We start from the raw sequence: 20425 nt of genomic DNA, 5'->3' as shown, positions 1-20425 counted from the left end.
CCTGCGTTTGCGCTATGAGACCACTGGATGAATCCGTGGCGCCTGATGACGACCACACGGCCGCGTGTTCTGCATACCAGCGATCAAAGCCGTTTACACACGGCCTCGGCCAGAACCGGACCTTGCTCGCTAGGCCAGGATTCGCTGAACAGTGGCGTTCAAAAACGATGAAACTGACCTGGCCGAACTGTCTTTTGCTCGCACTCGTTCTCGTGGTGGCGGCGCCGGCTGTACGGGCAGAGAGGCCTCATGGGAAGAACTGCCTGCTGGCAGCACCGCCCCAGTCCGCGGGAGAGAAGGAAGCCCATGGTGTTGTCCTACGCGTCTACCCCCGTGCGCGAAGCATCGGTAGGTCATATAGCGGCTGCCAAGTGGTCTGGGCTCCCCAAGGAACTCGTTGGGTCGTCATCGCGGCCACCGAGGTCATCCGCGGCGACCCCGTGCGCATTTGGACACCCAATGCAGAAGACGCCAGCCTGACCGAATGCCGCTATCGGGACGGGCGTGTCACAAGCGGCACCGCTGCCGACTGCGCTGCAGCAGAATTCCTGTTGGCAAAGTCCCTCGCGCCTGGCTGCGTCGAGAAGCGAAGACAGGCAATCGCCATGGTCGGTCTGGGCGCGGGCAGTCCAGTGGGCTGCACCTATGAGTAGGTCGGCGCATGCAGCCGCAACCGGCCACAAGCGGAAGTTCGCCGCTGCGTGGCTCAACGTTCGAGAAGGGGCAAACAGCGGACGCGTTCATTCCGCCGCTATGGTGGCAGCGAGCCGAAGCCCCTCTGCGACGATCTGCGCGGCACGCGACACATAGGGCTCTGTCCGAAAGCACACGACGAAGCGCCGAGTGGCCCATTCGTCGGACAAGGGAATCACGCGAATCGGCAGTGCGTCGACCCATGGGCGCAGCACCTCGCGCGGCAGGATGCCGATGCCGAGGTCGGCCGCGACAACATGGGCGACGCCCTCGAAACTCTCGACTTCGATGCGTGGCTGCAAGGTCTTGCCCGCCACCGCCGCATGCCGGCGCAACATCGTCTCCATCATGCTGCCGGGCATCGCGCTCACATGGTCGTAGCCGAGCGTCTCCGCGAAGGGCACGGACTTCCTTCGGGACAGCGGATGGGCGCGCGAAACCAGGGCGCAGGCATGGTCGGGTCGATAGGGCACGGTCCGCAGCCCCGTCAAGTCTGCGACGTCCCAGCACACCGCGAGGTCGGCCGCCCCCTCTTTCACCTGCCGCACCATCTCGCTGGAGGACGCCTCGCGCAGACTAAGTTTTAGGGCCGGGTGCTTTCCAAGCACGGCGGCGATGTCGGCAGGCAGACGGTGCGACAGTGCCGCGAGGCTCGCGAGGATACGAACCGTCCCGGCGCCGCCCGTCGCCATGTCGCGCATGGTCGTGTGCATGCGGTCCATGCCGGCTATCACCTCCCGGGCCTGCCTTGCGAATGCCTGACCGGCCTCGGAGGGGCCCATGCCCCCGGCGCCACGCTGCAGCAGCTCGATGCCGACGTCGTCCTCGAGTGCAGCCATGCGCTTGCTCACGGCCGAGGGCACGATGGACATCCGATCGGCCGCCCTCACGATGCTTCCCTCTTCGCAGACGGCCAGGAAGAGGCGCAGGCTCACAGGATCGAAATCGGTGCGCATCGGGGGAGATAAGTTCCAAACGGGAACGAACAATGCGCCAAATTGAAGTTTGTGTCTCTAAGGGAAATCTAGAGTAAGGGGCATACCCCCACCTGGAGACAAGCATGAAGTTGAACAGCGCGAAATTCGCCGTCGGAACGCTGATGCGCGGCGCCGCACTGGCTGCCTGCGCCTGCGGCATCGTCAGTGGCGCTGCCGCCGCCGATGCCTATCCTGCCCGACCGATCACGCTCGTCGTGCCTTTCGCGGGGGGCGGCAGCGCGGACATCCTGGGTCGCGTGCTGGCCAACTCGCTGACCGAAACGCTCAAGCAACCGGTCGTGGTTGACAACCGCACGGGCGCGGGCGGGCTGGTCGGAACCTCGCTGGTCGCCAAGGCGCCCGCGGACGGCTACACGCTGCTACTGGCGACCGACAGCCTGTACGCCATCAATCCGGCGCTCTACGGCAAGAAGGCGGAAGACGCCGTGGCAGCACTTGCACCGGTCGCGCACCTGGCGGAGGCGCCGCTCGTGATCGCGGTCAATAGCGCGTCACCGGCCAACGACTTCGCAGGCCTCTTGAAGCAAGCGAAAGCCAGCAGCGCGCCGTTAAGCTTCGGCACCCCCGGCGTCGGGACCGATCATCATCTGCTGGGCGAGCTGATTGCCAAGTCAGGCCAGGTCCGCCTCAATCATGTGCCCTACCGCGGAGCCGGCGCGGCGCTGGGCGACCTCGCCGGGGGCCAGATCGACATGCTGATCACGCTGGTTAGCACGGCGCAGCCGATGGTGGCGGCCGGCAAGATCAAGCTGGTCGGCGTGGCGTCCACCAAGGTGTACGAGGCTCAGCCGCAGATTCCCCGCATGGGGCAGACCTTGCCTGGCACCGACATGCTGGTGAGCTACAGCCTGATGGCGCCCAAGTCGACGCCGGCGCCGATCGTCGCTCGGCTCAACGAGGCCGTTGGCATCGCGCTGCGCAACCCGAGCGTCGGCAGCAAGCTCGCCGAGCTGGGCCTCACGCCCACTGGCGGGACGGTGACTGATTTCGCCAAGCGCATGCAGGCGGAGCGACAGCAGCGCGAGGGCATCATTCGCGATGCCGACGTCAAGCTGGTCGAATGATCGGCGCAGCCAGAGGAGCCGACATGCATGCCATCCGATTCGAAGGCCGCATCCTTTTACTGTCGGAGGATCCGACGCTGATCGACCGGCAGATCGCCGGCGAGGATCTCTCGCAGGCACAAGCCGGCAAGCTGCGCGACGACGTGTCCACGGACGAGATCACGCCGGGCTGGGCCTGCTTCCATGTCGACGAGACGCTCGGCCGCTATCCCTACGTGGGCCTTACCTGCGAGGGTCGCAGGCCCATCGGCACCGACCAGGTGCGGCGCGGCGGCTTCGCGGTGACGGTGGCCGGCACGCGCTACGGCAAGGGCTCGTCGCGCGAGGCGAGTCCTTATGCCGAGCGCATGGCGGGCATCCGCCTGGTCATCGCGCAGAAGTTCGAGCGCATCTATCGCCAGAACTGCCACAACCTCGGCATCTTCACGTCGAGCGACTTCGGCCTCGTCGATCGCATCCGCGCGGGCGAGGCGATCCCGGTCTCGGAGCTGGTGGCGGGGCTGGATGCCGTGACGGCCGAGGTGTTGGCGCGCGGGGGGCTCTTCAACTACACGAAAGCCCGGCTCGCCGGCGAGATCGCGATGGAGCCGCAACCGCCCGAGCGCCGCCCGTTGACCTACGTCGAGAAGATCATCGCGCGCTCGGCCAGGAGGCCACCTTCGACTTCGGGCATCAGCTTCGTGAAGGCGGACTGGCGCTACTCGCACGACTACGTGACCGGGATGTGCGCCGCATTCATGAACAACGCGATGGGCCCCGACATTGCGTTGCAGGACGTCGCATCGATCCAGTGCTTCGCGGATCACCTGGTTTATGTCGAAGAGACCATGTCACCGGCAAAGCGCGCCCTGGGGCTGCTCGACTCAGCGATGGCGATGGGCAGGATGCAGGAAGAATTCTGCGCGCAGCACGGCGTCCGCTTGCATCACCGCGTGCCCGGAAGAAAGGGGGCGGAAGGCATCTGCCACTCGATCATGACCGAGCGCTACGTGTTGCCGGGCCAGGTCGCGATCGGCACCGATTCCCATACCCCGCATTGCGGCGCGCTCGGGGCCTTTGCCTTCGGCATCGGTGCGAGCGAAATGGCCAACGCCTGGATCACGGGCGATGTGCGCGTGGCAGCGCCGAAGGTCTGTCGGGTGCAGCTGCGCGGGACGCTGCCCGACGGGGTCGACGCCAAGGATGTCGTGCTGCATCTGCTGCGCCTGCCGGAGGTCCGCAACGGAAGCCTGGTCGGACTCGTCTTCGAGTACACCGGCGAGGCGCTGCGCGCGATGGGGACGGACGCGCGCGCCACGCTCACCAACATGGTGGCCGAGATCGGCGGCCTGACGGGCATCGTGGCCCCCGACGATGAAACGCTTCGCTTCCTGCGCGAGCGTCGGGGCGTCGACTTCCGACTCGAACCCTGGATGTGCAGCGACGAGGGGGCGCAGTATGCGCACGAGATCGAGGTGGATTGCGGCACGCTCGAACCCATGGTGGCGCGCCCCGGGGATCCCGGGCAGGGCCTTGCGCTGTCGGCACTCGACAAGGCGGTCGCGATCGACATTGCGTACGGTGGCTCCTGCACGGGGGGCAAGCTCGAGGACATCGGGGCCTACCACGCGGTGCTGGCCTGGGCCGAAGAACACCGGCTCGGCATCGCGCCCGGCGTGCGATTCTTCCTGCAGTTCGGCAGCGAGGACGTGCGCGCGCGCAGCGACCGGATGCAGATGGTGGCGCTCTTCGAGCGCATGGGCGTCGAGCTGGTCGAGCCCGGTTGCGGGGCGTGCATCAATGCGGGCCCGGGCGCCAGCGAGCGCGAGGACCAAGTCACGATCAGCGCGATCAATCGCAACTTTCCGGGTCGCTCGGGCCCGGGCGCGCTGTGGCTCGCCAGCCCTTCCACAGTAGCCGCCAGCGCGATCGCCGGCCGGATCGTGAGCTTCTCGGAACTGAAGGCATCGATCGGGCAGTGAGCATCTCGCCATTCGGGGATGTGCCCAAGAGGAACAAAAAATCACTTCGTCCGGCTTCGACGCGCATCGACTGGGCCAAGGTCGGCATCACACGCATTGCGGACATGCTGAATCCGCAGCCCATACCTGCCTATCGCGGTGAGCCTTGGATCGTCGCGCCAAGAAAAAAGCCAAGAAGGTTCACAGTGGAACGATCTTGGCTTCCCTCTGCCCGCGCCGCCTTGTTGTCGTCCATGGGCTTTTTCGTCTGGCTCCCCGTCGAGTTGCCCCTCTACGAACCGCTGTGGTCCTGATCCATCGCCCTCCGAAGCACCCACATGTGCCCGATTCCTACGCTGAATCACTTGGCGGACTAGCGTCTCCGAGTTGCTAAGTTTGCTCGACCGACGGCTGTCGGCCACGATCGAACATTCGCGAATGCCGAAAAGCTGTGGCCCGACGCAAAATCGCACCGCATGTGCGACGCCACACGACCCTGCCGCCCTGCAGGTGCGGCAGGTCGCGCCACCTGGGGCGAACAGCCCCTGCAAGTTCCTCGGCGTTGTGGAAGTGACGGGGAACGTGAACTACTGGAGCATGGCCGAGGCGAAGCGCGACCTGCTTGCGCTTACTCGGAACGAGGTCGCGCGTCGGGGTGGCAACGCCTACGTGCCGACGGCGACGATCACCGATCGTGGATTTAGCCCGGCGTCTGCCCAGGCGGATGCGTACTCATGCCCATAGACGTCGCCGTCAGGGCATTGCCTTAAGCCCTCTCCAACTCAATAGCGGCGCCTCAGCGATGTACCCCTTGCCATTTGAAAGTATCACTTCGAAGGAATCGGCGTTGTCGCTTCCCACCGCGAAGGGGAATCTGGCGACCACGGAATAGCCACAGTTGTGTGGCCGCACACCATAGTCCCCAAAATTCGTGCACTTGTCGTCTCGCTTGCCCTCCGGTGTGAAGGCCAGTGTGGCGAGTTGATGGCGCGAAGCGCCCAACCTTTACTACCGCCGAACTCGCTCAAGTCGTGCCAGCCTCTACGGGGCTGGTGCCGCTCGAGAAGTTGCGTGTTCCCCCAGCGCTGGACGGTCGGGCAGGGCGCTCTCGCCTGCCGCAGGCGCAGTGCCTGCTCGATGCCGAGGACGACCGTGCATCCCTGGTACGCAGAAGGGACGTGCCGGCAACGCAACGGACCTGCCGCAAGGAGGCAGAACGGCTCCTCCTTTGGTCGATCCTGGAGCGGAGCAAGACTTTCTCATCCCTGGGAGTCGACGATGCCGCAGCCTATCTGGGCTTTCTGGCCGATCCGCCGAGCCATTGGTGTGGCCGCCGTCACCATCAGCGGTGGTCGCCGCTGTGGCGACCCCTCAAGGGCTCACTTTCGAGGGCGGCACAGCGCCAGGCGGTCACGATCCTGCGGACCCTGTTTGCCTTCCTCATGGCTCAAGGTTACCTCGTGGGCAATCCGTTCGCGGGTATTGCCATGCCGAACACAGTAGTGCGGCCCTTGGGTTCCCAGCGATCGCTGACGATGGCGCAATGGCAACGGTTGAACGCGGTGCTCGACGATGCTCAGGATGATGCCGCTCGGCGCCGCGCAGGGACCGTGCGGTGGCTGTCCAGTTGTAGTCAATAGACCGGGGATCCTCGGCCGGAAACTTAGGCACCCTCCGCCGCTATGGAGCCTGAGCCGCCTGCGCACCTTTCGTCTCTAGTAAAGAACCCCGAGCAACGGCGGCGCCACCGGAGGCTGCCGCCAGCCGCCGACAGCCATCCCATTCGGTCGCGAGCCGTCCGCGCGGAGAATGCGCACAGGACATCTCTCACTTCTGAAGCAATGCACGCCTCCATCGTTCCCACAGGTTTCACGCCCTCCGATCTGCACGAGGGCTTCCTGGATCATGTCGGTCCCTTGTTCATGAAGGCATCATCCGACACCAGCCAATTCGTGCTCGCGTTCCGTGCCGAGATTCGACATGCCAACCGCTACGGCGTCTTGCACGGCGGCATGCTGGCGACGCTCGCGGATGTCGCCATCGGCGCCAACCTGGCGCGGACCGGCGAGGGGGTCGAGACCACGCTGACCCTCAACCTCAAGCTCGACTACATCGCCGCCGGGCGCGTCGGCGATTGGATCGAAGCCCACGTCGAACTGACCAAGGAACGGGGCCGCGTGCGCTTCGGTGAGTGCGTGATCCGGTCCGGCGACCAGGTGCTGGTCCGCGCCAGTGCGGTCTTCTACGTGCCGCTCTCGGCATAGATGCGCCGATTCCCCGGATAGGGGAAAGCGACAGGTTCACATGGTGAACGATTGACCGTATTTCCGCCGCGTCGTGAACAGCTGAATTCGACACTCTGCGCTCACTTCAACAACGACGGAGACATCCATGAGCTTGGAATCGAAGCGCCACGGCGTGCTGCGCGGCATCGTGGCGGCGGGGGCCTTTTCGCTGGGGCTGTGCGCCAGCGCCGCGGCCCAGACGCCGGTCAAGATCGGTTGCGTGCTGCCGCTCAGCGGTGGCTCGGCCGCTGTCGGCAACCAGACCCGTGCCGGTGTCGTCGCCGCGGTGGAGCAGATCAACGCGGCCGGTGGCGTCCAGGCCATGGGCGGTGCGAAGCTGGAGGCCGTGTTCGGAGACTCGCAGTCGAAAGCCGACGTGGGCGTGTCCGAGACCGAGCGATTGATCCAGCGCGAGAAGGTCGCGGTGATGTGCGGGGCCTTCAACAGCGCGGTGACCTTCCCGGCCACCGAGCTGGCCGAGCGCAGCAAGACGCCGTGGGTGGTGGTCGGGGCGGTCAAGGACGAGATCACCGAGCGAAACTACAAGTATGTCTTCCGGATCAACAACAAGGCGACCTACGACGCGCGCGAGCAGCTCGACGCCATGGACCTGCTGGCCAAGGAAACCGGCAAGAAGGTCAAGCGGGCCGCCCTGTTCTACGAGGGCGGCGACTGGGGCCGTTCGCATGCGGCCAACATCCGCAAGCTCGCCACCGAGCGTGGCATCGAGATCGTGCTGGACGAGCCGGCACCCCCGAACCAGGTCGATTTCACTTCGCAATTGCTCAAGATCCGCTCGGCGAAGCCGGACGCGCTGATCCTCGCGCTCTATACCCCGGACCAGCTGCTCTTCACGCGCCAGCTGGCGGAACAGCGGCTCGACCTGCCTTTCGGTGTGCATTCGGCCGGGGGCGGCACCGAGGACCCCTCGTTCTACGCCGCGGTCCAGGCGCCGATGGTGGCCTACTACTTCGTCCAGGAAGACTGGCAGGTCGACGCGCTCGAGACCAACAAGGATCCGCTGCTCGCCGATGCGGACAAGCGCACCCGCGCCGCCCTGGGCTATGGCATGAGCGCCTACGTGTCGCAGGGACTGTCGTCGGTCTACGTGATCAAGGATGCCCTGGAGCGCGCCAAGTCCGCCGACCGCGACAAGCTGCGTGACGCGCTGGCCGCGACGGACATCACCTCGGGCCCGGCCCTGTTCCCCGGCTACCAGCGGATCAAGTTCGACGCTGCGGGCCAGAACACCTTCGCCCACGGCGTGATCTCCGAGAACATCGGCGGCAAGCGTCGCACCGTCTGGCCGAGCGAAAACCGCGCGGCCGACACCAAGCCCGTCTGGCCAGTGCCGGCCTGGGCCCAGCGCTGAGCCGCTGACGCACGCCGCCGGGAGCGCCCGTGCCATCGGCACGGCGCGGCCCGACGCCCCTCGGACCAAGCAAGGACCCTTCCGTGGACACCTACGTACTGACTTACGCCGCCTTCAACGGCCTGCTGGTCGGCGCGATGCTGGGCGGCATCGCGCTGGGCCTGAGCCTGATCTTCGGCGTGCTGCGAATCGTCAACTTCGCCCACGGCTCCTTCCTGATGCTGGCGATGTACGCCGCGTTCTGGCTGCAGAAACTCGGTGGAATCGACCCCTACGTGAGCGTCCTGATCGCGGCGCCGCTCATGTTCGTGCTGGGCTACTTTGTGCAGTGGTTCGTGATCGGCCCGCTGATCCGGCGCGAGCGGGCGCTGGTCGTGGAGCCTGTGAGCGCGCTGCTGCTGACGGCGGGCGTCTACATCCTGATCGACAACCTGGCGCTGATGGCCTTCGGCCCCAACGTGCGGTCGACGCCGTCGCTGGTCCAGGTCACCAGCCTCATGGTGGCGGGCTTCCCGCTCAACACCTTCAGGGTGGTGGCGGCGGTGGCGGCGCTGGCGATGGCGGCCGGCGTGTCGCTCTGGCTGGCGCGCACCGACCTCGGCCGTGCGATCCGGGCGACAGCGCAGAATCGCGATGCGGCGGCGATGTCTGGCGTCGACGTGCCCCTTGTCTACAACGTGACCTTCGGCCTCGGCTGCGCCATGGTCGGCGTGATGGGCTGCCTGATCGCGCCGTTCATTCCGATCACACCGCAGGTCGGTCTCAGCTTCGGCATCAAGTCCTTCATCGTGGTCGTGCTGGGCGGCATCGGCAGCATCGCGGGCTCGCTGGTCGGCGGCATCGTGATCGGGCTGTTCGAGTCGGTCGCCTCGCAGTTCGTCGCCACGCCGACCGCCTCGATCTTCTCGCTCGGGCTCTTCATCCTGATCCTGCTCGTACGGCCCCAGGGCCTGATGGGCCGCAAGTGAAAGCAAGCCAATGACCCCTCGCTTCAACTTCCTCGCCATCGCCGCCTTGCTGCTGGCCTGCATTGCGCTGCCGCTGGTGCTGCACGACGAGTTCCTGATCCATTCGGTGATCATGGTGCTGTACTTCGCGTACCTGGCGTCCGCCTGGAACCTGATGTGCGGCTATGTCGGCCAGATCTCTTTCGGCCACTCGGTCTTCAGCGGCGTCGGCGGCTATGCCTCGGTGCTGCTGCTGACCGGCATGGGCCTGTCGCCGTGGCTGGGCGCATTGGCAGGCGGCGTCGCGGCGGCCCTGCTGTCCGTCGCGATGGGCTATCCGACCATGCGGCTGCGCGGACCGTACTTCGCACTGACGACGATCGCCTTCGCGGAAATCATCCGCATCTGGTTCGAGAACACCGACGTCGTGTTCGGCATCCAGCTCAAGGGTGCCGAAGGGCTCTCGGTGCCGCTGGTCGGCACCAGCTGGGCGAAGTTCCAGTTCGAGAGCAAGGTGCCGTACTACTACATCATCCTCGGCATGCTGGTCGCGGTGATGACCATCACCTGGCTGATGGAGCGCAGCCGTCTCGGCGTCTGCCTGAAGGCGATCCGCGGCGACCGCGACGCGGCCGAGTCGCTCGGCATCAATCCGACCCGCTACACGCTCACCGCACTGGCGATGAGCGCCTTCATGACCGCACTTGGCGGCAGCTTCTATGCCCAGTTCATCCGCTTCATCAATCCGGAGCGCAACATGGGCACGGAGCTGTCGATCGACATGGCGCTGATGAGCATCATCGGCGGACAGGGCACGGTGTTCGGTCCGCTGATCGGTGCGCTGTTCCTCGCGCCCCTGGCGGAGATCACCCGCACCTATCTCGGCGGCCAGTTCGCCGGCCTGCACCTTGCCCTCTACGGGCTGGTGCTGATCGTCGCCGTGCTGTACCTCCCCAAGGGCCTGCTGCATCCACTGCAGCAAGTGGCGCGTCGCCTCATGGCCCGACTGCGCGGCGCCAGTGCGCATCGCCGGGCCGCACCGTCTTCGGGCAGCTATCCCGTAGCAGGAGGCGCCAAATGAGCGAAGTGCTCCTCCAGGTCGACCAGGTGGCCAAGCGCTTCGGCGGCGTCCAGGCCGTGAAGTCGCTGTCCTTCGAACTGCGGCGCGGCGAGATCCTCGGCCTGCTCGGACCCAACGGCGCGGGCAAGACGACGGCCTTCAACATGATCGCCGGCTTCATCGGCCCCGACACCGGCCGCATCGCGCTCGAAGGCCGCGACATCACGGGCCAGCGGCCGTGGGACGTTTGCCGGGCCGGACTGGCGCGCACCTTCCAGCTGTCGCGCCCGTTCGGCGGCATGTCGACGCGCGAGAACCTGGTGGTCGGCTCGCTGGTCAAGACCAACGACCGCCAGCGCAGCCGGGCCAAGGCCGACGAGCTGCTGGACTTCCTCGGCATGAGTGCGCTGGCCGACGTCGACGCCGACAACCTCACCGCCTTCGAGCGCCGCAAGGTCGAACTCGGCCGCGCACTCTCCACCGAGCCCAGCCTGCTGCTGATGGATGAGGTCGTGGCCGGTGCCACGCCGCAGGAGGCGATGACGATGGTCGGCCTGATCCAGCGGGTGCGCGACCGAGGCGTGACCGTGTTGATCATCGAGCACGTCATGAAGGTGATCATGAGCCTGTCCGACCGGGTGATCGTGATGCATCTCGGCGAGCTCATCGCCGACGGCCTGCCGGCCGACGTGGTGAGCCAGCCCAACGTGCTCAAGGCCTACTTTGGAGACGACTATGTCGAAGCCGGCGCTTGAGATCCGCGACCTCACGGTCGGCTATGGCGACGTGTCCGTGCTGCGCGGCCTGTCGATGAAGGTCGAGCCGGGCCAGCTGGTGGCGCTGATCGGCGCCAACGGCGCCGGCAAGACCACCTTGCTGCGCACCACATCGGGCCTGCTGCGGCCGAGCGCCGGTTCGATCCAGCTCGATGGCGTCGAGCTGCAGGGCCGGCCGCCGCACCGCGTGGTCGAGAGCGGCTTCGTGCAGTCGCCCGAAGGCAAGCAGCTGTTCCTCGGCATGTCGATCCGCGAGAACCTGCTGGTGGGAGCGCACAACCCGCGCGCGCGGGCTGTGCGCGAGCAGACGCTGGCCGAGGTGTTCGCGCTGTTTCCGATCCTCGAAGAGCGGCAGAGGCTCGCGGCCTCCACGCTGTCCGGCGGGCAGCAGCAGATGGTTGCCGTGGGACGCGCGCTGATGGCCAAGCCCAAGCTGCTGGCGCTCGACGAGCCCTCGCTGGGCCTGGCGCCGATCATGGTCGACCGCCTCTTCGATTCGATCCGCAAGATCCGTGACCTCGGCGTCACGGTGCTGGTGATCGAGCAGAACGTCTTCAAGGTGCTGCAGATGGCCGACTACGGCTATGTGGTCGAGAACGGCGCCATTTCGCTGCAGGGAACCGGGCCCGATCTGCTGGCCAATGCGCACCTGCGATCCACCTACCTGGGCATGTAAGGAGCCTTCGCAACACCATGAATGCACGGACGACACCGAACGACACCGAACGCCTGGCGGCGCTGCGCGCCACCGCGCTCAACCTGCGGCGCCACATGGTGACCCAGGCGCGCGGCAAGGGTCAGGGCTACCTGGGCCAGGGCCTGGGCATCGCCGACTTCCTGACAGTGCTGTACTTCGACGAATTCAAGCCCGAGGACCTCGATTTCTCGCGCGCCGACCGGCAGCGCTTCTACCTCTCGACGGGCCACAACTCGATCGCCCTGTGGGCCGCTTTCGCCGAGCTGGGCATCCTCAGCCGCGAGAGCCTGCTGACTTACGGCGCCGATGGCAGCCCCCTCGAGATGAGCACGATGGAGGGTCATGTGCCAGGCGTCGAGATGACTGGCGGCTCGCTGGGACACGGCCTGGGCATCGCGGCCGGCGCCGCGATGGGCTATCGCCTCGACGGCCACCGCTCGGCGATCCACGTGGAGATCTCCGACGGCGAGCTGCAGGAGGGCTCGACCTGGGAGGGCGCAAGCACCGCCGCGGCCTTCGGCCTCGACAACCTCGTCTGCTGGATCGACTGCAACGGCATCCAGGCCGACGGGCCGATCGTGGTGCCGATCGAACCCGTGGCCGGCCGCTTCGCCGCCTTCGGCTGGGAGACGATGGAGATCGACGGCAACGACCTGGGCCAGTTGCTCGACGCCTTCGAATGGAGCCGCGCGCGCGCCGGCAAGCCCAAGGCGGTGGTGCTGCGCACGCGACCGGGCTGTGGCATCCGCCGCGTGGAGCAGCGCGACCGTGCCCACTTCGTGCGCATCGACGCCGAGGAATGGGATGACCTGGCCCGTGAACTGGAGATCGAGAATGCTTGAGGCACAGACCCTCGCGATGAGCGAGTCCGAGGCGATCGTGGGCCGTCCGTCGGTGCGCGCGCCTTTTTCGGTGGGCATGATGAAGGCCGCCGAAACCCACCCGGAGCTCGTGCTGCTGACCGCCGATCTCGGCAAGTACACCGACACCGCCGATTTCCGCGCCCGCCATGGCGAGCGCTTCTTCAACGTCGGCATGGCCGAGCAGGCGCTGGTGACTGCGGCCGCGGGCTTGTCGAAGGTCGGCAAGGTGGCCTACTGCACCACCTACGGAACCTTCGCGACGCGCCGCGCCTACGATTTCCTGGCGATCGCCTGTGCACACAGCAACGAGCGCGTGAAGATGTTCGCCGGCAACCCGGGGCTCACGACCGGCTACGGCGGCACCCATCAGGCCACCGAGGACCTGGCGCTGATGCGGTCGATCCCGAACATGACGGTGATCGATCCCTGCGACGCCACCGAGATGGCACAGATCGCGCAGATGGCGGTCGACATGCCCGGCACCCTGTATTGCCGGCTCCTGCGCGCCAACGTGGCGCAGGTGTTCGACCCGTCGACCCATCGCTTCCAGGTGGGCAAGGGGCATGTGATCGGCGACGCCGGCAAGGACGTCGATGTCGGCTTCGTCTCGACCGGCTTCATGACGGAACGGGCCATCGATGCGGCCGAGTACTTCCGCCAGGGCAGCGTCTCGGCGTCGGTCTTCCACAGTGCGACGATCAAGCCTTTCGACGTCGACGGCCTGCTCGCATTCGCGGCCTCGGCGCGGCGGCTGGTGGTGGTCGAGAACCATGTGGCGATCGGCGGCCTGGCAACGCTGGTGATCGATGCGCTGCAGGAGGCGGGTCTGGCGCGCAAGCTGCTGAAGATCGCGATCCCCGACCGCTTCATCGAGTGCGGCTCGCTGCCGTATTTGCAGGACCGCTACGGACTGACGACAGCGCGCATCTGCGAGCGCGTCGCTGCGTGGATCCAGTGAGCATGGATCCGCACGCGATCCGCGTCTTCGGCGCGGTCCACCGCTATCACCAGGGGCCCGGCGCGATCGGCCTGGCGGGCGAGGTGGCGGCCAGCCTCGGCCGGCAGCCGCTGCTGGTCGCCGACGAGATCGTGCATGGGCTGGTCTTCGACACCGCCGCCGCAGCCTGCCGCGCGCAGGGCCTCGAGCTGCGCTGGGTGGCGGTGCGCGGCGACGTCACGCAAGCGGCCGTGCGGGCGCTGGTGGCCGCCGCGCGCGAAGGCGGCCACGCGCCCGACGTCGTGCTGGCCGCCGGCGGCGGCAAGGGCGTCGATACCGGGAAGGCCGTGGCGCGCGAACTCGGGGCGCGGCTCATCGTGCTGCCGACCTCGGCCTCCAACGACGGGCCGTGCAGCAAGGCCTTCGTCTACTACGACGACGCGCATCGCATGGTGTCGGTGGAGTTCCTGCCTCGCAATCCCGATGCGGTGCTGGTCGACACCCGAGTGCTCGTGCGGGCGCCGCGCACGCTTCTCGTCTCGGGCGTCGGCGACGCCTTGTGCAAGCTCTACGAAGGCGACCAGGTCCGGGCCAGCGGTGGGCTCAATCTGTTCGCAGGTGCGGGCACGATCGCGGCGCAGCAGCTGTCCATCGCCTGCGAACGCGTGATTCGCGAGGACGCTGTCGAAGGTCTGCAAGCGCTCGACGGCGGCGCGCCCACGCCGGCCTTCGAGCGCCTGATCGAGGCACTGGTGCTGCTGAGCGGCCTGGCCTTCGAGAACAGCGGCCTGTCGCTGGCGCATTCGATCACGCGCGGCCTGCCGCTCGCGGCCGGCTCCGAGACCACGCTGCATGGCTTCCATGTGGGCTACGGCCTGCTGGTGCAGTTCATTCTCGAAGATCGATCGCCGGACTTTCTGGCGGCGCAGCTGGCCTTCCATCGCTCGGTCGGTCTGGCCGTGAACCTCGCAGGACTGGGCGTGCGCGATCCGGGTGCGGCGACGATCCGCGCCATCGCCGACGGGACGATGAGCTCGCCCCACCTGAGGCACTTCCAGCGGCCGCTCTCGGCCGCCGATTTCGAAACCGCGATGCACCGGCTGGAAGCGCTGGCCGGCGCCTGAGCTTCGTTCGACCTTCATGACAAACCCATCCCACACCATGACACCCAGCACCGGCACCCCCCCCGTCGCCGTGATCACCGGCGGCGGCACCGGCCTCGGCCTGGCCACCGGCCTCGAACTGCACGCGCGCGGCCACCGCGTGATCGCCCTCGGTCTCGACACCGAACCCGAACTCGAAGGCTCGGGCATCGAGTTCCACGCGCTCGACATCACCGACGAGCAAGCCATGCGCCGGGTGACCGCTGGCCTGACGCAGGTGCAGGTGCTGGTGAACGCGGCCGGCATCATCCAGCACGGTGGTGCGGAGTTCACCATCGACGGCTTTCGCAAGGTGGTCGACGTCAACCTGAGCGGTACCCAGCTGGCCTGCCTGTTGCTGCGCCCGGCCCTCGCGGCCGCGCGGGGCAGCATCGTCAACTTCGCCTCGATGTGGAGCTATTTCGGCTCGCCGCGAAATCCGGCCTACAGCGCCAGCAAGGGCGCCATCGTGTCGCTCACGCGTTCGCTCGCCGTTGCCTACGCGGCCGAAGGCATCCGGGTCAACGCGGTGGCGCCGGGCTGGATCGAGACCCGGATGTCCGAGGCCGCTTTCAGTGACGAGTCGCGCAGCCGCGAGATCAGGAAGCGCCTGCCAGCCGGCTTCTGGGGCAAGCCCTTCGACATTGCCAAGGCCGCGGCCTTCCTCGCTTCCGCCGATGCCCGCTACATCACCGGCGTCACGCTGCCGGTCGACGGCGGCTACAGCGCCGCCTGAGCCGGAGGCAGGAAATGAACGACATGAGCGATCCCGGGGCGGCTCTCCACAACGAACTGCACGGCCTGACAGTGCCGGACCTGCTGAGGCGCCGCGCCGTGCAGCACCCCTTCAAGCTGGCGTTGTCGGCGCACAGCCATCGCGGCCATCGCGACCGGTTGACCTATGCGCAGCTCGTGATCCGCATGGAATCGATGGCGCGCGGACTGCATCTGCGTGGTCTGCGGCAGGGAGAGCGCGTGGCGCTTTTCCTGTCCAACGATGCGGTGCGCGAGGCGGTGCTGACGGCACTGGGCTGCTGGCGGCTCGGCGCGGTCGTGGCACCGCTCAACGTGCGCGCGTCGGACGACGAACTGCAGCACGCGCTGGCCCTGGTCGAGCCCGCGCTCATCGTGACGACCGCCGAAGCACAGGCGCGCCTGAAGCGCTTCTGCCCCTCGGCGTCGATGCTGGTGCTGGGCGGCGATTCGGGCCACGAGGCGGCCTGGCCGGAGCCCGAGCAGGTCTTCCACGCGCTCGAGTTGCCCGAGGCGGCGCAGGCGGACAGCCCGAGCGTGCTGCTCTTCACCTCCGGCACCACCGCGCGTGCCAAGGCGGTCCTGCATTGCCATCGCAGCCAGCTCTTCTGCGGCTATGCGGTGGGCGGCGCCATCGGCCTCACGGACCAGGACACCTACCAGGGTGCCTGGCCGATCTTCACGAGCTCGGTGCTCAACATGGCCTGCATGTCTGCCTGGGCCCATGGCGCCGGTGCCGTGCTCGAGCAGACCACGCTCGACAACGCGGGGCGGCTGCGCCTGATCGAGAGCGAGGGCACGACGGTCTACCACGGCGTCACCTCGCCGCTGCACTTCATGATCGACGAGTACGCGCGCGGGCGCTACGACCTGTCGCGCGTGCGGCGGCTCGGCTACGGCGGCGCCGCGATGCCGGCCGAGGTGATCGCCAAGTTCAGCGAGCGCCTGCCGTGGGTCGACCAGGTGCACATCTGGGGCATGACCGAGACCGGACCCGCGGGCACCTTTCTCGCGCCGTGGTTCCTGCCGCGCAAGGCCGGCTGCATCGGCAGCGCGATGCGAGGCTGCGCGGTGCGCGTGGTCGACGACGCGGGCCGCCCGGCGGCGTCCGGAGACACCGGAGAGATCGAGTTCTCCGGTCGGTCGATGGCGCTCGGCTACTTCCGCAACCCCGAGGCCAGCGCCCAGACCTTCGTCGACGGCTGGGTGCGCACCGGTGACATCGGTCGATTCGATGACGAAGGGCACCTGCACTTCGTCGATCGCAAGAAGGACATCATCAATCGCGGCGGGCTGAAGATCGCCTCGGCCGCGGTGGAGGAGGTGCTGTACCGCTTCCCGGGCGTGGCGGAAGCCGCCGTCGTGGCCGTCCCGCATGCCGGCCTGGGCGAGGACATCGCCGCCTGCGTGGTGGCCGCTGCGGGTGTCGTTCTCGAGCCCGAGGCATTGCGCAGCCACTGCGCGCTGCACCTCGCGGACTACCAGGTCCCGCGCCAATGGCATGTGCTGGCCGCCCTGCCGAAGAACCCGATGGGCAAGATCCTCAAGCGCGATCTGCGCGACCTGCTTCTCAACCCCCGACTTGTCAGCAAGGAGGTCGCATGACGCGACGCCAGGAATACGCCGTTCGCATCCACGCCTATGGCGGCGCCGAGCAGCTGCGCCATGAACCCATCGACGTCGCCGCGCCCGCCGAGGGCGAGGTGCAGATCCGCCAGCATGCGGTCGGCATCAACTACCTCGACACCTACCATCGCCGCGGCGTGTTCCCGCTGCGCTCGCTGCCCGGCATGCTCGGCGTCGAGGCGGCGGGTGAGGTGGTGGCGGTGGGGGAGGGCGTGACGCGCTTCGCACCGGGCGACCGCGTCGCCTACGCCTGTCCGCCGGTCGGCAGCTACGCGAGCCTGCGCAACCTGCCGCAGCGCCTGCTGCTGCGCCTGCCGGCCGGGGTCAGCTTCGAGCAGGCCGCCGCGGGCACGCTGCAGGGGCTGACCGCGCACATGCTGCTGCATCGGGTCACGCGGCCGCAGGCCGGCGACACGGTGCTGGTCCACGCTGCGGCGGGCGGCCTCGGCTCGCTGCTGACGCAGTGGAGCAAGCGCTTCGGCTGTCGTGTGATCGGCACGGTCGGATCGCCCCAGAAGGCCGCGCTGGCGCGGGCGCGCGGTTGCGACGAGGTGATCCTCTACAACGAAGAGCCTTTTGTCGACGGCGTGAAGCGGCTGACCGGCGGCGCGGGCGTCGAGTGGGTGTTCGAAGGCCTGGGCGGCCAGGTCTTCCACGACTCGCTGACCATCCTCAAGCCGTTCGGGCAGCTGGTGAACCTGGGCCAGGTTGCCGAGGGGCTGCCCGAAGTCAAGCTGGCGGACCTGGGGCCGGCGCGCTCGCTGACGGTCTCGGTGCCGGGGGTGTTCGCCTACGTCAACACGCATGCCGATCTCCAATCCGCCGCGGATGTGCTCTACGGGCTGATCGCGAGCGGCGACCTGGTGGTGCACATCGGCGGGCGCTTTGCGCTGGCCGATGCCGCGGCGGCCCACAGCGCGCTGCAGGGGCGCGGGACCAGCGGCTCGCTGATCCTCATTCCCTGACACCCAGGTCCGACGCATGACACGAGGCTGACCATGAGCATTTTCCAAACGCCCGAACTTCGCGCCTTCCGTGCCGAGGTGCGCGAGTTCCTTCAGCAGAAGCTCACCGGCGATCTGGTGCACGCCACGCGCGCCGGCCTTCACCTGGAGCGCGAACCGATGGCGCGCTGGCAGGCGACGCTGAATGCGCACGGCTGGGGCGCACCGCATTGGCCGCGCGCATTCGGCGGCACCGGCTGGACCGAGCTGCAGCGCTACATCTTCGAAGAGGAGTCGGCCTTCGCCGACGCGCCGCTGGGCGATGTGCACGGGCTGTTCCTGGCCGGGCCGATGATCATCGCCGCGGGCAGTCCCGAGCAGCAGGCGCGCTACCTGCCGAAGGTGCTGGCGGGCGAGGAGTTCTGGTGCCAGGGCTTCTCCGAGCCCAATGCCGGGTCCGACCTGGCGTCGCTCAAGACCACGGCGCGACTCGAGGGCGACGAGTGGGTCATCAACGGCCAGAAGACCTGGCTGTCCAGCGGCCATCACGCCGACCTGATGTTCTGCCTGGCCCGCACCGACGGCGAGGTCAAGCCGCAGGCCGGCCTGACCCAGTTCATCGTCGACATGCGCGCCCCCGGCATCTCCCTGCAGCCGATCCTCACGATGGACGAGGGGCACAGCGTCAATGCGGTGTTCTTCGACAACGTGCGAACGCCGCGCGAGAACGTGATCGGCAAGCTCGACAACGGCTGGACCTATGCCAAGGAGCTGCTGGCGCGCGAGCGCGTCAACAACGCCCAGGCACCGCGCACCAAGCGCGACATCGTCGAACTCGACCGCATCGCACGCCACTGCAAGGACGCGGAAGGACGGCCGCTGATCGAGGATGCGCGGGTGCGGCGGCGGCTGGCCGCGCTCACCGCCGACTTCGTCGCGCTCGAATCGGCCGCGCTCGGCGTCCTTGCGGAGCAGATGTCGGGCAAGGAGCCGGGACCGGCCGCCTCGACGCTGAAGATCCGCGGCTCCGAGCTGCAGCAGCGGGTCAGCGAGACCGCACTGGCGCTGCTGGGGCAGGCCGGCATCGTGCTGTCGCCCGACTATGGCGGCGGCCTGCTGGCGCCCGAGGGCCTGGGCTGGGCCGAGCGCCACTTCTTTCGCCGCGTGGTGACGATCTACGCGGGCGCCAACGAGATCCAGAAAAGCATCATCGCCAAGTCCATCCTGGACATGTGAGAGGACATCCGTGGAACGTGAAGACATCGATCTGCTGCTGGACACCGCGCGCCGCTGGTTCGGCGCCAACCATCCGCTGGAAGCGCGCGTCGCGGCCTTTCGCAGCGGCCATGCGGAGGACGCAGCGGCCTGGCCGCAGATGGCCGAACTGGGCTGGCTCGGCCTGTCGCTGCCGGTGGATGCCGGCGGGTTCGGCGCGCGCCATGCCGCGACATTCGAACTGATCCGCGAAGCCGGCCGCGACGCGCGGCCCGAGGCGCTCGATCTGCACCTGGTGCTCGCGCCGCTCCTGGCCAAGGCAATGCCCGCGCAGGCCGAGGCACTGGCCAGCGGCGCGATGCGCATCGGCCTGGCGGATCGCGCGCAGGGCGACGACGCGGCGCGCTGCAGTGCCGCCGGCCGCCTCGAGGGCCGCGCCGGCACCGCGCTGGGCGGCGCCCACGCAACGCACCTGCTGGTGCCGGCAGCACGCGATGGCGTACCGGCGCTGCTGCTCGCGGATCTGCAGGCTCCCGGCGTGTCGAGGACCGACGCGCGGCTCGTCGACGGCCGCCGCGCGCCGCAATTCAGTTTCCGCGCCACGCCGGTGCTGGCCGTGGAGGGCCTCCCGGCCGCGCAGCGCGCCCTCGATCTCGCCGCCGCCGCCCAGGTGGCGGACAGCGCGGGCGTCCTCGATGCCGCTTTCACGCTGACCCTGGACTACCTGAAGCAGCGCACGCAATTCGGCAAGCCGCTGTCGGCACAACAGGCGGTACAGCACAAGATGGCCGAGATCTTCTGTGACCTGCAGCAGCTGCTGGCGCTGGCTGGCCGCGTGGCGGCCGAACTCGACGCCGCGCCCGAAGGCCCCTGGCCGACGCTGGCGGCGGCCAAGAGCTTCCTGGGCCGGCGTGCGCTGCGCGCCGCGGGCCAGCTGATCCAGGTCTCGGGGGGCATCGCCGTCACCGAGGAATACAAGCTGACCCACTTCTACCGGCGACTGCATGTCGCCGCCACGCTGTTCGGTGGCGCCGAGGCGCAACTCGCGCGCATCGATGTGCGCGCGCAGTTGCTGGCGGCCTGAGCGTCGTTGCATCCCTTCCCTTTCCGTTC

At 67.9% G+C, this 20425-nt stretch carries 19 protein-coding genes; 18 read left to right on the top strand and 1 reads right to left on the bottom strand.

The annotated features are described in order from the left end of the window. Positions 1 to 740 precede the first annotated feature (740 nt). Entirely contained in the window at positions 741 to 1649 is a 909-nt protein-coding gene (locus QTI33_RS26735) for a LysR family transcriptional regulator (RefSeq protein ID WP_286509392.1), read from the bottom strand. Between the two features lie 104 nt (positions 1650 to 1753). On the opposite strand from QTI33_RS26735, the gene QTI33_RS26730 reads away from it, so the two are divergent. The 18 genes from QTI33_RS26730 to QTI33_RS26645 all read left to right on the top strand — a co-directional run bounded on the left by QTI33_RS26730 (position 1754) and on the right by QTI33_RS26645 (position 20396). Beyond that, a complete protein-coding gene (locus QTI33_RS26730; RefSeq protein ID WP_286509391.1) occupies positions 1754 to 2755 on the top strand; it encodes a tripartite tricarboxylate transporter substrate-binding protein in 1002 nt (333 codons plus the stop codon). Between the two features lie 23 nt (positions 2756 to 2778). Continuing rightward, entirely contained in the window at positions 2779 to 4716 is a 1938-nt protein-coding gene (locus tag QTI33_RS26725) for an aconitase family protein (protein WP_286509390.1), read from the top strand. After that, a complete protein-coding gene (locus QTI33_RS26720; RefSeq protein ID WP_286509389.1) occupies positions 4713 to 5009 on the top strand; it encodes a hypothetical protein in 297 nt (98 codons plus the stop codon). The genes QTI33_RS26725 and QTI33_RS26720 overlap by 4 nt, the downstream gene beginning before the upstream one ends. Before the next feature lie 717 nt (positions 5010 to 5726). Next, entirely contained in the window at positions 5727 to 6335 is a 609-nt protein-coding gene (locus tag QTI33_RS26715; protein ID WP_286509388.1) for a site-specific integrase, read from the top strand. A gap of 201 nt (positions 6336 to 6536) precedes the next feature. Then, positions 6537 to 6959: a PaaI family thioesterase gene (locus QTI33_RS26710; RefSeq protein ID WP_286509387.1), complete on the top strand. Its 423-nt coding sequence runs from the start codon at positions 6537 to 6539 to the stop codon at positions 6957 to 6959. A gap of 127 nt (positions 6960 to 7086) precedes the next feature. Then, positions 7087 to 8352, top strand: coding sequence for an ABC transporter substrate-binding protein (locus tag QTI33_RS26705; RefSeq protein WP_286509386.1), 1266 nt, complete (start codon positions 7087 to 7089; stop codon positions 8350 to 8352). Between the two features lie 83 nt (positions 8353 to 8435). After that, the gene (locus tag QTI33_RS26700) at positions 8436 to 9320 is read left to right on the top strand and encodes a branched-chain amino acid ABC transporter permease (protein ID WP_286509385.1); all 885 of its coding nucleotides are present in this window, start codon (positions 8436 to 8438) and stop codon (positions 9318 to 9320) included. 10 nt (positions 9321 to 9330) lie between these two features. After that, positions 9331 to 10380: a branched-chain amino acid ABC transporter permease gene (locus QTI33_RS26695; protein WP_286509384.1), complete on the top strand. Its 1050-nt coding sequence runs from the start codon at positions 9331 to 9333 to the stop codon at positions 10378 to 10380. Next, a complete protein-coding gene (locus tag QTI33_RS26690; protein WP_286509383.1) occupies positions 10377 to 11114 on the top strand; it encodes an ABC transporter ATP-binding protein in 738 nt (245 codons plus the stop codon). Before QTI33_RS26695 ends, QTI33_RS26690 begins: the two co-directional genes overlap by 4 nt. Continuing rightward, positions 11095 to 11811 (top strand): ABC transporter ATP-binding protein, encoded by a 717-nt coding sequence (locus QTI33_RS26685; protein WP_286509382.1) that lies wholly within the window; start codon positions 11095 to 11097, stop codon positions 11809 to 11811. Before QTI33_RS26690 ends, QTI33_RS26685 begins: the two co-directional genes overlap by 20 nt. 17 nt (positions 11812 to 11828) lie before the next feature. Next, the gene (locus QTI33_RS26680; RefSeq protein ID WP_286509381.1) at positions 11829 to 12674 is read left to right on the top strand and encodes a transketolase; all 846 of its coding nucleotides are present in this window, start codon (positions 11829 to 11831) and stop codon (positions 12672 to 12674) included. After that, the gene (locus QTI33_RS26675) at positions 12667 to 13653 is read left to right on the top strand and encodes a transketolase family protein (protein WP_286509380.1); all 987 of its coding nucleotides are present in this window, start codon (positions 12667 to 12669) and stop codon (positions 13651 to 13653) included. The genes QTI33_RS26680 and QTI33_RS26675 overlap by 8 nt, the downstream gene beginning before the upstream one ends. Before the next feature lie 2 nt (positions 13654 to 13655). Further along, on the top strand, positions 13656 to 14756 hold the full coding sequence (locus tag QTI33_RS26670; protein ID WP_286509379.1) for a glycerol dehydrogenase: 1101 nt from the start codon (positions 13656 to 13658) through the stop codon (positions 14754 to 14756). 37 nt (positions 14757 to 14793) lie between these two features. Further along, the gene (locus QTI33_RS26665) at positions 14794 to 15510 is read left to right on the top strand and encodes an SDR family NAD(P)-dependent oxidoreductase (RefSeq protein WP_286509378.1); all 717 of its coding nucleotides are present in this window, start codon (positions 14794 to 14796) and stop codon (positions 15508 to 15510) included. A 14-nt stretch (positions 15511 to 15524) separates the two neighbouring features. Further along, positions 15525 to 17132 carry a class I adenylate-forming enzyme family protein gene (locus QTI33_RS26660; protein ID WP_286509377.1) on the top strand — a complete coding sequence of 536 codons (1608 nt, stop codon included), beginning with the start codon at positions 15525 to 15527 and terminating at the stop codon, positions 17130 to 17132. Then, the gene (locus QTI33_RS26655) at positions 17129 to 18118 is read left to right on the top strand and encodes a quinone oxidoreductase family protein (RefSeq protein WP_286509376.1); all 990 of its coding nucleotides are present in this window, start codon (positions 17129 to 17131) and stop codon (positions 18116 to 18118) included. Before QTI33_RS26660 ends, QTI33_RS26655 begins: the two co-directional genes overlap by 4 nt. A 33-nt stretch (positions 18119 to 18151) precedes the next feature. Further along, positions 18152 to 19333, top strand: a complete 1182-nt coding sequence (locus QTI33_RS26650) for an acyl-CoA dehydrogenase family protein (protein WP_286509375.1) — start codon at positions 18152 to 18154, stop codon at positions 19331 to 19333. Positions 19334 to 19343: 10 nt separating this feature from the next. Continuing rightward, positions 19344 to 20396 carry an acyl-CoA dehydrogenase family protein gene (locus QTI33_RS26645; protein ID WP_286509374.1) on the top strand — a complete coding sequence of 351 codons (1053 nt, stop codon included), beginning with the start codon at positions 19344 to 19346 and terminating at the stop codon, positions 20394 to 20396. The last annotated feature ends 29 nt before the right edge of the window (positions 20397 to 20425 follow it).

Origin of the sequence: Variovorax davisae, from assembly GCF_030316845.1 — a bacterium.
GTDB lineage: Bacteria > Pseudomonadota > Gammaproteobacteria > Burkholderiales > Burkholderiaceae_C > Variovorax > Variovorax davisae.
Note: the sequence above shows the minus strand (reverse complement) of the source record. Positions and strands in the feature narration are given on the sequence as shown.

Coding starts and splice junctions, on each gene's coding strand:
- QTI33_RS26710 (WP_286509387.1), top strand. CDS start 6,537: ATGCACGCCTCCATCGTTCCCACAGGTTTCACGCCCTCCGATCTGCAC.
- QTI33_RS26690 (WP_286509383.1), top strand. CDS start 10,377: ATGAGCGAAGTGCTCCTCCAGGTCGACCAGGTGGCCAAGCGCTTCGGC.
- QTI33_RS26665 (WP_286509378.1), top strand. CDS start 14,794: ATGACACCCAGCACCGGCACCCCCCCCGTCGCCGTGATCACCGGCGGC.
- QTI33_RS26695 (WP_286509384.1), top strand. CDS start 9,331: ATGACCCCTCGCTTCAACTTCCTCGCCATCGCCGCCTTGCTGCTGGCC.
- QTI33_RS26670 (WP_286509379.1), top strand. CDS start 13,656: ATGGATCCGCACGCGATCCGCGTCTTCGGCGCGGTCCACCGCTATCAC.
- QTI33_RS26650 (WP_286509375.1), top strand. CDS start 18,152: ATGAGCATTTTCCAAACGCCCGAACTTCGCGCCTTCCGTGCCGAGGTG.
- QTI33_RS26655 (WP_286509376.1), top strand. CDS start 17,129: ATGACGCGACGCCAGGAATACGCCGTTCGCATCCACGCCTATGGCGGC.
- QTI33_RS26680 (WP_286509381.1), top strand. CDS start 11,829: ATGAATGCACGGACGACACCGAACGACACCGAACGCCTGGCGGCGCTG.
- QTI33_RS26660 (WP_286509377.1), top strand. CDS start 15,525: ATGAACGACATGAGCGATCCCGGGGCGGCTCTCCACAACGAACTGCAC.
- QTI33_RS26725 (WP_286509390.1), top strand. CDS start 2,779: ATGCATGCCATCCGATTCGAAGGCCGCATCCTTTTACTGTCGGAGGAT.
- QTI33_RS26730 (WP_286509391.1), top strand. CDS start 1,754: ATGAAGTTGAACAGCGCGAAATTCGCCGTCGGAACGCTGATGCGCGGC.
- QTI33_RS26705 (WP_286509386.1), top strand. CDS start 7,087: ATGAGCTTGGAATCGAAGCGCCACGGCGTGCTGCGCGGCATCGTGGCG.
- QTI33_RS26675 (WP_286509380.1), top strand. CDS start 12,667: ATGCTTGAGGCACAGACCCTCGCGATGAGCGAGTCCGAGGCGATCGTG.
- QTI33_RS26685 (WP_286509382.1), top strand. CDS start 11,095: ATGTCGAAGCCGGCGCTTGAGATCCGCGACCTCACGGTCGGCTATGGC.
- QTI33_RS26735 (WP_286509392.1), bottom strand. CDS start 1,649: ATGCGCACCGATTTCGATCCTGTGAGCCTGCGCCTCTTCCTGGCCGTC.